At 66.5% G+C, this 12,114-nt stretch carries 12 protein-coding genes; 5 read left to right on the top strand and 7 right to left on the bottom strand.

Annotated elements, in window-relative coordinates:
* Positions 1-67: 67 nt before the first annotated feature.
* From AC5P7F_RS15965 to ptsP, 4 genes are all read right to left on the bottom strand, one after another.
* Complete coding sequence (locus AC5P7F_RS15965) at positions 68-1,321, bottom strand: carbohydrate porin (protein WP_164076895.1); 1,254 nt, start codon at positions 1,319-1,321, stop codon at positions 68-70.
* Between the two features lie 13 nt (positions 1,322-1,334).
* Positions 1,335-3,041 (bottom strand): fructose-specific PTS transporter subunit EIIC, encoded by a 1,707-nt coding sequence (locus AC5P7F_RS15960; protein WP_164076894.1) that lies wholly within the window; start codon positions 3,039-3,041, stop codon positions 1,335-1,337.
* Positions 3,042-3,127: 86 nt separating this feature from the next.
* On the bottom strand, positions 3,128-4,084 hold the full coding sequence (locus AC5P7F_RS15955) for a 1-phosphofructokinase family hexose kinase (RefSeq protein ID WP_032955983.1): 957 nt from the start codon (positions 4,082-4,084) through the stop codon (positions 3,128-3,130).
* A complete protein-coding gene (gene ptsP, locus AC5P7F_RS15950; protein ID WP_164076893.1) occupies positions 4,081-6,591 on the bottom strand; it encodes a phosphoenolpyruvate--protein phosphotransferase in 2,511 nt (836 codons plus the stop codon). The genes AC5P7F_RS15955 and ptsP overlap by 4 nt, the downstream gene beginning before the upstream one ends.
* Positions 6,592-6,748: 157 nt before the next feature.
* On the opposite strand from ptsP, the gene AC5P7F_RS15945 reads away from it, so the two are divergent.
* The 4 genes from AC5P7F_RS15945 (at position 6,749) to AC5P7F_RS15930 (ending at position 9,293) form a co-directional block, all read left to right on the top strand.
* The gene (locus AC5P7F_RS15945) at positions 6,749-7,732 is read left to right on the top strand and encodes a substrate-binding domain-containing protein (protein WP_164076892.1); all 984 of its coding nucleotides are present in this window, start codon (positions 6,749-6,751) and stop codon (positions 7,730-7,732) included.
* Positions 7,733-7,824: 92 nt separating this feature from the next.
* On the top strand, positions 7,825-8,445 hold the full coding sequence (locus AC5P7F_RS15940) for a hypothetical protein (protein WP_227863764.1): 621 nt from the start codon (positions 7,825-7,827) through the stop codon (positions 8,443-8,445).
* Positions 8,446-8,490: 45 nt separating this feature from the next.
* Positions 8,491-8,937, top strand: coding sequence for a Rap1a/Tai family immunity protein (locus AC5P7F_RS15935; protein WP_236636175.1), 447 nt, complete (start codon positions 8,491-8,493; stop codon positions 8,935-8,937).
* Positions 8,938-9,059: 122 nt separating this feature from the next.
* Positions 9,060-9,293: a metallothionein gene (locus tag AC5P7F_RS15930; RefSeq protein WP_014647190.1), complete on the top strand. Its 234-nt coding sequence runs from the start codon at positions 9,060-9,062 to the stop codon at positions 9,291-9,293.
* Positions 9,294-9,300: 7 nt separating this feature from the next.
* On the opposite strand, the gene AC5P7F_RS15925 is transcribed toward AC5P7F_RS15930, so the two are convergent.
* From AC5P7F_RS15925 to AC5P7F_RS15915, 3 genes are all read right to left on the bottom strand, one after another.
* On the bottom strand, positions 9,301-9,870 hold the full coding sequence (locus tag AC5P7F_RS15925) for an isochorismatase family protein (RefSeq protein ID WP_164076891.1): 570 nt from the start codon (positions 9,868-9,870) through the stop codon (positions 9,301-9,303).
* A 3-nt stretch (positions 9,871-9,873) separates the two neighbouring features.
* On the bottom strand, positions 9,874-10,512 hold the full coding sequence (locus tag AC5P7F_RS15920) for a DUF6766 family protein (RefSeq protein ID WP_164076890.1): 639 nt from the start codon (positions 10,510-10,512) through the stop codon (positions 9,874-9,876).
* A gap of 100 nt (positions 10,513-10,612) precedes the next feature.
* Positions 10,613-10,801 carry a hypothetical protein gene (locus AC5P7F_RS15915; protein WP_014647187.1) on the bottom strand — a complete coding sequence of 63 codons (189 nt, stop codon included), beginning with the start codon at positions 10,799-10,801 and terminating at the stop codon, positions 10,613-10,615.
* 148 nt (positions 10,802-10,949) lie between these two features.
* Here AC5P7F_RS15915 and AC5P7F_RS15910 point away from each other — a divergent pair, with 148 nt between their 5' ends.
* Positions 10,950-12,113: a zinc-dependent alcohol dehydrogenase gene (locus AC5P7F_RS15910; RefSeq protein ID WP_075076914.1), complete on the top strand. Its 1,164-nt coding sequence runs from the start codon at positions 10,950-10,952 to the stop codon at positions 12,111-12,113.
* Position 12,114 lies beyond the last annotated feature (1 nt).

The following is a 12,114-nucleotide window of genomic DNA, read 5'->3' as shown; positions in this document are numbered from 1 at the left end:
CGCCGCCTGGACCGGCCGTGGACCCGGTGCCTGACACGGGCCGCGCCCCAGGACCACCTGACATTTCCTACAGGTTCCAGTCGATCCGCATGCCCGCGATCAGCGCATCCGGCAGGTCGTGCTGGCGTGCGGGCTCATTGAACTGGTCGGGGTGCACGATGTAGTGCAGGTTCGGTGCAACACGAAGCTGCGGGGTGAGCTGGATGCCGTAGCTCAGCTCCATCATCACCTGGCTCCCGTGCGGGGTGCCGCTGCCACCGGCTGCGGCGCGGGCGAGGTGCAGGTCTTCCAGCGCGATGCTGCTGTACTTCTGCTGGGTCACGACGAAAGCGATGCTGTCCTGCGGCCGCCGGGCGAACGTGCCTTTCTGCACCAGCCCGGCCTGCAGGAAATGATCCTCGATCAACTGGCCGGAGGTGCCCTTGAGCGCCGCACCGAAAAGGGTCAGGCCGCGGCCGGCACCATCACTGGTGAGTTGCTGCTCGAAGCGGGCGAACGCACCGGAGCGACCGTGACGCGTCGCGTACTCCTGGCCACTGAGCAGCGCGGGAATGCCGTTGGCATCGCGCAGCGGATCGCGATAGGTCGAGTTGTCCTGCCAGCCACCGAGTTCGTAGCGGGCTTTCAATCGTGCCGAAGCAGGGCTGCGCCAGCCGATCGTGTAGGGCACGATCCAGCCGGTGGCCTGGTTCGTATTCCACTTCAGGCCATGCTGGCCATCCTCGGCCTGGCTGGGATCAACCTGGTAGGCGCCGACGCGGACATAGACATCGGGCGTCACCCAGGCCGTGGCATCGGCCATCCAGCTCGACACCGGCCACCAGGTGAAACTGCTGGTGCGGAATACGTAGGTCGGGTTGCCACAGGCCGAGTTGCCCTGGAAGTACTGGCACAGGTCCGAACCCAGGTGGTGGATGTTGGCGACGCTGCGCCCTGCTTCCAGCACCAACCGGTCGTTGAACAACTTCTGTTCGAGGGTCAGGTTGGCCAGGCGCGTGCCCTGGCCGCCGTAGATTTCCTGCACCGAGGTGCTGTTGCCTGTACTGCTGTTGGCGAGATTGGTGCCATGGCGGTTGATGCCGTAGGCCTTGACCGTCGCACCTCGCCAGCCAAACGCCGCGTCCAGGTCCACGTCGGCACCGAACATCAGCTGGCCGGCATAGGCCGTGCCGCTGCGCTTGCCACCGTCGAGCGTGGCGGCCGCTTCGCCGGTGTAGGCGAGCTTCGGAGCGAAGACGTCGCTCGCGTCGGCGGCTGCGGCCAGTGATGGCAGGGCCAGCAGGATCACTGTCGGCAGCAGGCGGCGGGAAGGGGAGGTCATGGGCGGGTTCCTTTTACAGGGTGGGAGCCGTGACCGGCTTCTTGAGCACGCGCAGCGCGACCGCGGTGACGGCCACGCCGGCCAGGAGTGCCAGCAGGTAGATGCCAAGATGGGTGACTGCGTTCGGGATCGGCAGCACGAACACGCCGCCATGCGGCACCTTCAGTTCGACGCCTGCGGCCATCGAGATCGCACCGGCCACGGCAGAACCAAGGATCAGCGCCGGAATGGTGCGCAGCGGATCACGCGCGGCATAGGGGATCGCGCCTTCGGTCACGAAACTGAGGCCAAGCACGCCAGCGGCACCGGCCGTGCCACGCTCCTCGGCAGTGAAGCGGTTGCTGAACAGCCATGTCGCCAGTGCGATACCCAGCGGCGGCGTCATGCCGCCGATCATCGTCGCCGCCATCGGCGTGTAGACCTGGCTGGAAATCAATGCGGTGGAGAAGGCGTAGGACGCCTTGTTGACGGGTCCGCCCATGTCCACCGCCATCATGCCGCCCAGCAGCAGGCCAAGCAGGATCGCGCTGCTGCCTTGCATGCCGCGCAGCCAGTCGGTCAGCCACGCCAGCAGCCCGGCGACCGGCGTACCGATCACGTACATCATCAACAGGCCGACCAGCAGTGTGCCCAGCACTGGCAGGATCAGCACCGGCTTGAGGCCTTCCAGGCTGCGCGGCAGGCGCAGCGCACGGTTGATCCAGTGCACGCCATAACCGGCGATGAAACCGGCCAGGATGCCGCCGATGAAGCCAGCGTCCATGTTCACTGCTACCAGTCCGCCGATCATGCCGGGGGCAATGCCGGGCCGGTCGGCGATGGAGTAGGCGATGTAACCGGCCAGTGCCGGCACCATCAACATGAAGCCGGACTTGGCGCCGATCTGGAACAGCGACCACGCCAGCGTGCCCTTGTGCGCGTCATCGAAGGCATAGATGCCGCCGAGTGCGAACGCCAGTGCGATCAGCAGGCCACCGGCAGTGACGAACGGCAGCATGAACGACACGCCGGTCATCAGGTGCTTGTAGGGGCCGGTGACCCTGGCCTTCTCGGTGGTGCGACCTGAAGCCACCGTGCCGGTCTGCACGCCAGCCTCGGCCAGCGCCTTGCGGATCAGGTTCTGGCCGTCATTGATCGCCGGCTTGGTGCCGCTCTTGAACAGGCGTTTGCCAGCAAAGCGCGACAGATCGACTTCGCGGTCGGCGGCGATCAGCACCAGGTCGGCGGCAGCGATTTCGCCGTCGCTCAACGCATCCTGCGCGCCGACCGAGCCCTGGGTTTCCACCCGGATCGCGTGGCCCAGTGCCTTGGCCGCCTGCTGCAGGCCTTCGGCCGCCATGAACGTGTGGGCGATGCCGGTCGGGCAGGAGGTGACGGCGACGATGCGCTTGCCCGTGTCATCCCTGGAAGGGGGTGCCGATGCTGCGGCGAGCTGCGCCAGCACGGCGAGCGGGTCGTCCAGCACTTCACCCAGGCCGGCGCGCACGATCTGGGCATTGCCGAAGCGGGCGCTGTCCGCCTCGCCGTCACCCACCAGCAGCAGCTGCGTTGCGGCGGCAGCCTGCGCGTCGGGCAATGCCCCGGTCACGCCCTGATCGCTGCGGATTTCGATCGCCAATTCGACCCTTTGCTGGCGTGCGGCGCGGCGCAGCGCTTCGGCGGCAAGAACGGCCTCGATGCTGCGTTCGCCAGCGGCGATGACTACGGTGGAAGCTTGCATGGCAACTCCTGGAATTCTTCGGGTTCGTCCTTGCAGCAGGGGCCATCGGTGGCCCAAGGCCAGCCGCAGCCCCCTCTGCAGGGGTTTCAATCCAACCGCTCGATCAGTACATCGCCGGTCCACGCGCGCACCTGCGCCGGGTCCAGCCGTCGCGCGTCGCCACTCTCCAGCCGGCTCATCGAGAACGCCGTGGCCAGTCGCGCACAACCGGCCAGGTCGGGGGAGGGCTCCAACAAGGCGGCGGCGATGCCGGCGACCATGGCGTCGCCGGCACCGACCGTACTGCCCTGCGCCAGTCGCGCCGGTCGTGCGACCAGGGCGCCGCTGCGATCAATGAACAGCGCGCCGTCGGCGCCCATCGAGATCGCTACGAGTGCAACTCCGCGTTCGACCAAGGCCCGGCCCGCGGCGCGCAGGGCGCTGCGATCCAGCAGCGGCGTGCCGGCCCAGGCCTCCAGTTCATGGCGGTTGGGCTTGACCGCGTAGGGCAGTGCACCCTGTGCACCACTCAACGCCGCGGCAAGCGCGTCGCCACTGGTATCCAGCAGTACGCGCGCGCCGGCGGCGCGCACCTGCGCCTGCAGTCGGGCCCATGCATCGGCTTGCAGCCCGGACGGAAGGCTGCCGGACAGCACCACCGGCAGCTGCGGCTGGAGCAGTGCGTCGAGTCGGCGCGATACCGCGTCCAGATCGGCGTCGCACAGTGACAGGCCGGGCAGGTTGATGTCGGTGGTCTCGCCGTTGGCATCTTCCACCAGCTTGATGTTGGTGCGGGTACGGCCCGGAATGCGCAGACACGCGTCTGCGATGCCCCGATCGGAAAACAGTGCGCTGAACACGCCGTCGTTGCCATCGCCGAGCACACCCAGCGCAGTGGTCGGCACGCCCCAGTCTGCCAGGCAGGCGGCCACGTTGATGCCTTTGCCGCCGGCGTCGTCGCGGGAACTGCGGGCGCGATGCACGTGACCCGGTTGCAGGTTCGCCAGCCGCACGGTCTGGTCGATTGCCGGGTTCAGGGTAATGGTGACGGCGCGGGAACTCATGCGCGCGCTCCATCGAGGGCACGCACCTGCTCGGCGGTTTCGCAGTCCAGCGCCGTCGCAGCCAGCGTTCGCAGATCGGCCAGCGCGCTGCCACGCAGGCGTGCTTTCACGGCCGGGATGTCGTTCGGGGTCATCGACAGTTCGTCCACGCCCAGGCCGGCCAACAGCAGTGCGCCGAACGGATCGCCGGCCAGCCCGCCACAGACGCCCACCCAGCGCCCATGCAGTCGTGCGCCTTCCACCGTGGCGCGGATCGCGCGCAGCACGGCCGGATGCAGGCTGTCGGCCTCGGCGGCCAGTTCCGGATTCTGGCGGTCGATCGCCAGCACGTACTGGGTCAGGTCGTTGGTACCGATCGAGAAGAAGTCGGCGTGGCGGGCCAGCACATCGCTCTGCGCCGCAGCGGCCGGCACTTCGATCATGATGCCGATCGGTACCCCGGGCGCCTGCAGTGCTGCGCGCTGGCGCTCGCAGATGGCGCGCAGTGCGACCAGCTCGCTCACCGAGGTGATCATCGGGAACATGATGGACAGGCGCGCGCCGTCTTTCGCCGCGCGGTACAGCGCACGCAGCTGCGGTTCCAGCAGGTCCGGCCGGCGCAGCAGCAGGCGCGCGCCGCGCACGCCCAGGAACGGGTTTTCTTCATGCGGCAGCTCCAGGTGCGCCACCTGCTTGTCGCCACCGATATCGAGCGCACGCACGATCAGTGGGCGGCCGCCGAGTGCCTTGGCCATCGCCACATACGTGGTGTACTGCTCATCCTCGCTGGGCGTACTGCCACGTTCAAGGAACAGGAATTCGGTGCGCATCAGGCCGACGCCTTCCGCGCCTTGCTCCAGTGCCAGCGGCACCTGCTCGGGCAGGTTGACGTTGGCGCCGATGTCGATGCGGTGGCCGTCCGGCGTCTGTGCCGGCTGCGCGCGTTGCGCCGCTTCACGCTCGCGGATCTGCTGCTGTTCGGCGATCCACGCGCGCGCCGAGGCGAGGTCGGCCTCGGACGGAGACAGGTAGAGCCGCCCGCTGCTGCCGTCGATGATCGCCTCGCGACCGGCGCTGATCGCGAGCAGCTCGCCCCCCCCGGCGACCAGGGCCGGCAGGCCGAGGGTGCGCGAGAGGATCGCGGTGTGCGAGGTCGGCCCGCCCTGCGCGGTGGCCAGGCCAATCACGCGGGTAGTGTCGAGGTTGGCCGTGTCGGACGGCGACAGGTCCGCCGCGATCAGGATGCACGGGTGCGCGGGCAGGTCGGCCAGGCCGCCACCGGCGGCCGACGGATCAAGCTGCGCCAGCACTCGGCGGCCAACGTCACGCAGGTCGGCGGCGCGCCCGGCCAGCACCGGGTTGCCCAGCGCGGCCAGGCCCGAGGCGATGTGTTCGATGGCCTGGTGCCAGGACCATGCGACGCCATGGCCTTCGACCATCAGCTGGCAGGTACGGGTAATCAGGTCGGTGTCGTCCAACAGCGCGGCATGGGCCTTGAAGATGGCGGCGTCCGAGGCGCCAAGCCGGCGCTGGGTGTCATCCTGCAGCGCGGCCAACTGCTGGCGGGTACGTGCGAGCGCGTCCTGCAGACGCGCCCCGCCTTCGCCGAGCGGGGCCGGGCGATCGGCGACCTCGGCCTGCGTGCTGGCCAATACATGCACCGGGCCGATTGCCAGCCCAGGGCTGGCACCGATGCCGACGATGGCAGCCTGTGCCTCGGGCGGATTCCAGCCTGCCACCGGCGTGGCCTTGCGTTGTGCTGCGCGTTCGGCGTCGGCCTTTTCCTGTGCCACCAGGTCCTCCATGACCCTGCGCAGCGCGGTCAGCAGGGCAGGGGCATCCGCCCCCTCGGCAGATACGCTGACGGCATCGCCATGACGCAGGCCAAGTTGCAGCAGCGCGACCAGACTCTTGGCGTCCGCTGCCTGGTCGCCGGCACGCACCTGGGCGCGGGCCGCAAAGCGGCGCGCCGTCTCTGCCCAGCGCGTGGCCGGGCGCGCGTGCAGGCCGCTGGGGTAGGCAATGGTCCAGTCAAAGCGCTCGGCCAGATCGGTGGCCGGTACCTGGGCGGTCGTGATCGCAATGTCGCCGGTCAGCGCGTTGACGATCTCACCCGCATCGGTGGTCGCAAACAGGCGCTGCAGCGTTGCCTCATCCTGGATCAGCCGGGTCAGGCGGCGCAGCAGGGTAATGTGGGTATCGGACTGGGCAGCGATGCCAACCACCAGACGGGTGACCTGCCCCGGATTCCATTCCACGCCTTCCGGCAACTGCAGCACGGCAATGCCATCGCGGCGCACCAGATGGCGGTCCTCGCCAAGCCCGTGCGGGATTGCCACGCCATGGCCGAGGAAGGTGTTGGCCAGCGCTTCGCGCCGTCCCATGCTGGCCTTGTACCCCGGCGCCACGCAGCCGGCCGCGACCAGCATCTGCGCGACCTGGGCGATCGCATCGGTCTTGTCCTGCGCCCGCGCGTCCAGGCGGATCAGTTCCCGGCTGACGGGGGAGGGGAAGGTCTGGGGCGACAAAGGGCGGCTCCGGCAAAAGGATGGCTGGGCATATTGGGAACGTTCCCACCGCCTATTTCAATGTGCACTGCACAAAATGCCAATAGCTCTTTGGCGTTAGCATTGTCCTGAACAGCCGCCGGGCCATGGCAGGCGCACTTTTCCGGGAACGTTTCCAATGAGTATCAGCATCAATGACGTCGCGCGTGTAGCGGGGGTATCCAAGTCCACCGTGTCGCGGGTGCTCGGGGGCGGCCCGGTCAGCGAAGAGGTTCGCGGCCGGGTCGAGGTGGCGATCCGCCAGACCGGCTATCGGCCGAACCTGCAGGCAAGGCGGCTGCGCTCCCGGCACACCGGCATCATCGGGTTGATCGTTGCGGATATCCGCAACCCGTTCTTCACTGCGCTTATCCGTGCGGTGGAGGAGGTCGCCTATCGCGAAGGCCTGCGCGTCACGCTCTGCAACACCGACGAAGACCCCGAGCGCGAGGCGCTGTACCTGCAGTTGATGCACGAGGAGCGCATCAGTGGACTGATCTTTGCGCCCACACGGACCACGGTGGGGCGGCTGGAACGGCTCACACTGGACTTCCCGACGGTACTGGTGGACCGCGCCGCGGCCAGCGGGTCGATCGACAGCGTGGTGCTGGACAATCCCGCGGCGATGGGCGCCCTGGTCGAGCATCTTGTCGAGCGTGGCTATCGCCGCATCGGCGGCCTGTTCGGCAGCACCAGCACCACGGCGGCCGAGCGCCGCGACGGTTATCTTGCTGCGATGCGCACGCACGGATTGGAGCCGGATTACCGTGAAGTCGAGCCAACGGCCGAGGCCGCCATCGCAACGGTCGACCAATGGCTGGCCGGCCCTTCGCGTCCCGACGCGCTGGTCACCAGCAACAGCCTGCTGCTCATGGGTGCATTGAAGGCGGCACGCGGCGCCGGTCTCGCCATTCCAGGAGAGCTGGCGCTGGCAGGGTTCGACAACGAGCGCTGGACCGAGCTGGTCGAACCTGGCATTACCGCGGTCGAGCAGCCGGTTGAAGACATGGGGCGCGCTGCGATGTCGCTGTTGCTGGAACGCCTGCGCATGCCGGAGCTGCCCGTGCGCAGGCTGGTGATGACGGGAAGGTGCGTGGTGAGAGGGTCGACGGCTGGGCGATAGTCCGGCACCGGCCTGCGGCAGCCGCCAGATGTTGGCGGGTCATGCGTTGTCTGCTACAAGCCAACTGTACGCAGACACAGTGGAGGATCGCCTTGTCAGAGCCCTATTCAGCACTGCTCCGCCTGAAGATTTCCCACCACGATCTTTCCAGATGGCTGGCAGCGCCCGTGCCTTCATCATCCCGTTGGTCCGACTGGCGAGGCATCTCCGGGCAGTGGCGCATGGAAAACGGTCAATACCTTGCCTCGTGCAGCGACGAGGCGTTGGACCACCTGCTCGCGGATTGCCAGGCGCTGTTGGCCCGCTACCCCGACAATCGCGCCGCATTGAAGGCTTTCCTTGCCTCTGCACAGGCCGGGAATATCCAGATTGCCGCCTATGACCGCACTGCTACGCACTTTGTCGCAGGATCGCTGACGTATTCGGAGAGCCTTTACGATCTCATCGCGTTTCTTGCCGTGGCACGAGGCGCCGCCGACTTCCTGAAGGGGGGCGACGAAGGCGTGGCACTGATCCACGACTATCTCTGGGCCGAGGAAGGTGAGCAGGAGACGGTTGCTGCGATTGGGCTGGCCGGCCCCGGGGAATCCGGATTCCTGTCATCCGCAGACCTGGATGCCGCCACCGAGCCCTTCGAAACATTGGTGGAGGCCATGCTGGAAGCCGAGGACGACCCGGAGTTTCGTCCGCGCAACCAGCTTGATCGGCTTTGACCTCTGCCGCGTGGCATCCATGAAAGCAACAGCCAGGGCCCCGAAATGAAAGGACATCACACTCCCAACGCGCGCCACCGCATGCCTCGGCTCCTCGCACTTGGCCTCTGTGCGCTGGCTGGGTCCGCCGTGGCCGGAACAACGCAGCCGGCACGGACCTGGCTTGTCAGCGGCACGGAACTCATCACCCTCCTGCAGGGGAAAGGCGATGACGGGTTCTGCGACGGTGAACAGTGCCGGAGCCTGTCCAGCGCTCGCGCCAGCGGCTATATCCTGGGCGTCGCCGATGCCAGCCGCGGACAGTGGTGCGGGCAGGGCCAGATCCTTCCGCATGAACTGGTCGACCATGTGTCTTCCCATCTCCGGCAACTGCCCCGCGAGCGATTGCAGCAGGATGCGTCGCCACTGGTTGTCGAAGGGCTGCGCACGGCGTTTCCCTGTGGTCGCGGCACACCACGTGGCAACAGTGCCGAGCCCGGCAATGACCAATGAAGCACGCCGCGCCCGCTTGGCGACGATGCGGACGTCCTACACCCTCGCGACACGGTGCATTCACGGCCACCGACATTGGCGCTCGCCACACTGCATGTTCCTTCCACAGCACGACGTGCCCCATGGCTACCTGTGATGTCTGCGGCAACAACTACGACAAGAGCTTTACCCTGCAGCAGGGCGGGCGCAGCGGCACGTTCGATTCGTTCGAGTGCGCGATCCACGCATTCGCACCCCGCTGCGCACACTGCAAATGCGCGGTCATTGGGCATGGCGTTGAAGGAAATGGCCAGATCTTCTGCTGTGCACATTGCGCCGGTCATGCCGGCGTACAGGGGATAGCCGACCGGGCCTGAGCTGCCTTCAGCGCCCTCCTGCTTCCTGCCCAGAGACAAGCGAAGAAAGCCGCGCGATCCGGGCTGCACCCGAATCAGCCAGCAGCGCCAGTGCGCGCCGCTTCCGGGATGGCAGCCCCGCCACGACCTCCGGTGCCAGCACGACGTCGAACTCTCTGGCGTTGGCATCCAGCGCGGTGGCCAGAACGCACGAATCGGCCGTCATGCCACTCAGGCACAGGCGGCGCACGCCCAATTTGGCCAGCAGAATCGGCAAGGGACTGGCCAGGAACGCCGAGTGCTTGGGCTTGAGCACGAAGTAATGACCGGACAAGGGCGAGAGAAGGCTGGCAATTCGTCCCGCCGGACCGCCGTCCTGCCGGCACTGTTCCACCTGCTGGCGGAAATCGCGCTTCCAATCCGAGAAATTGTCATTGGCGTAGATGACCGGCCACCCGCGTTCGTCGAAGTGATCCCTCAGGCGCCGGATCTGCCGGGCGGCCCGCTCTGCCGCGGGCGCCAGCTCCTGCGCGCCCGGGAAATCGAAACGGCTGAACATGTCGATGATCAGCAAGGCCCTCGACGGATCATCTGCCATGGTTCAATCTCCTGTCTGGGTATGCGGCGCCTCGACCGGCTTGGATTGCGGCGAATCTTTCTGGCGCAGGAAGATCGTCAGCACCACCAGAGACAGCACGGCCAAGAATTCGCTTTGCCAGTTCTGCATGGATTCGAACCAGAATGTGCTGCTGGCGAGATGCTCCACAAAGCCTGGCGGCGGCAATCCCTTCAACTGCTGTTCGGCCTCCTCGGCGCGCCAGCTTCCCAATGCATGCAGCGTAAAGCTGAACAGGAACAACAGCCCGAACGCAATCGCCAGCGAATGACCGTAAAGAACCTTCCACAGGCCACCGCGCCTGACTGGCCAGGGCGTGCGGCCGGGTTCGATGCGATTCTGTTCCTGCGCAGGGTCCAGCGGCCGCGATTCGGCCGAACCGCGCTGGCGCAGGCTGACCGTCAGCAGAACGTACATCCCCATCTGCAGGAACTCGCTCTCCCAGTTCTCGAACGTAGCGCTGACGAAGTGCCCGGTAGCCAGGTAGTGCCAGAAATCGATCGGCATGCGTCCGTGCTCGACCAGTTCCTGGTTGTGCACGTGATGCCCCGCAACTGCCTGCCCCACAATGAACGCCAACGTGAGCGCAAGCAGCACCAGTGAGAGACCGTTGCGTTTCCACATGCAAGACCTCGTTCAGGCTGTTCCAAAGATCGTCCATGAAGCTTGCGTGGGCAAAGGGCCATGCCTCGTGATTGCTGCGCATCCGGAATGTGAGGCGGACTCAACGCTTCCCCGTCGGATCGGGATCAGGGCGCTCGTAGTCCTCCGGTACCGCCTTGGGGCCATCGCCGTCGTCGGGCATGTCGTGCTCCTTCCATCTGGCTCGATCGTTGCGCCGTTTGTCCGGCGTGTGCGCCTTTGACTGATCGTCCACATCCGTCGTTGGATTGAAGGGCAGTTTGTCGTTCATGGGCAGCTCCTGCGGCGAGAGAGTGAAGCCTGCGCCGCGCCGGGTTAACGCCACGACGCTGCAGAATGAACGCCGCGCACACCGGGATGTCACTGCAGCCGGATGGCGGCCTTGCGATGCTGAAGGCCCGAGCTCCTGGAGCAGCACGATGCAGGCATTGACCTATCACGGCCGCAGGGATGTGCGCGTCGAGACTGTGCCCGACCCGGTACTGGCGGCGGATGACGATCTGATACTGCGGGTGACCGCCACCGCCATCTGCGGTTCAGACCTGCACCTCTACCGCGGCAAGATTCCTGATCTGCACGATGGCGATGTACTGGGCCACGAATTCATGGGCGTGGTGGAAGAGGTCGGCAGCGGCGTGACCCAGGTGAAGCCGGGCGATCGCGTGGTGATTCCCTTCGTGATCGCCTGTGGCGAGTGTTTCCACTGCAGGCTGGCCGAATATGCCGCATGCGAGACCACCAATCCTGGCAAGGGCGCGGCGCTGAACCAGAAAGGGCTGCTGCCTCCAGCTGCTTTGTTCGGATACAGCCATCTGTATGGCGGCGTAGCCGGTGGCCAAGCCGAATTCGTACGCGTGCCGAAGGCCAACGTGGGCCCGTTGCGCATTCCGGAAGGCGTGGCCGATGAGCAGGTGCTGTTCCTGTCTGACATTCTCCCGACCGGCTATCAGGCCGCGCTGAACGCGGGTGTGAAGCCCGGCTCGACGGTGGCCATCTTCGGCGCCGGTCCGGTTGGGCTGATGAGCGCGGCCTGTTGCCGACTGCTGGGAGCAGAGACCATCTTCATGGTCGACCACCTCCGTTACCGCCTGGACTATGCACGCCGTGCTTACGGCGTGACCCCCATCGACTTCAAGGAGATCGAAGACCCGGCCGATTACATCCTTGCCCAGACCAGTGGGCGGGGCGTAGACGCCTGCATCGAGGCCGTAGGCTTCGAGGCCGAGGGCAGTGCGCTGGAGTCAGCGTTGACCGCTGTAAAGCTGGAAGGCAGCAGTGGCGTGGCGATACGGCAATGCATCGCGGCAACGCGCCGTGGCGGCGTGGTCAGCATTCCAGGCGTCTATGCCGGCTTCATCCATGGTTTTCTGCTGGGTGATGCGTTCGACAAAGGACTGACATTCAAGATGGGCCAGACCCATGTGCAGGGGCTGATGCCGGAACTTCTCGACGCAATCATGGAAGGAAAGCTGGATCCGGGTGACATCATCTCGCACCGGATGCGCCTGGCCGACGCTGCGCAGGGCTACGCGATATTCGATGCCAAGGATGACGACTGCCGCAAGATCGTGCTGACACCCTGAG

Source organism: Stenotrophomonas sp. YJH_SMC_105-26 (genome assembly GCF_059368915.1).
The sequence above is the reverse complement of the archived record's forward strand: the minus strand, read 5'-3'. Positions and strand labels throughout refer to the sequence as shown.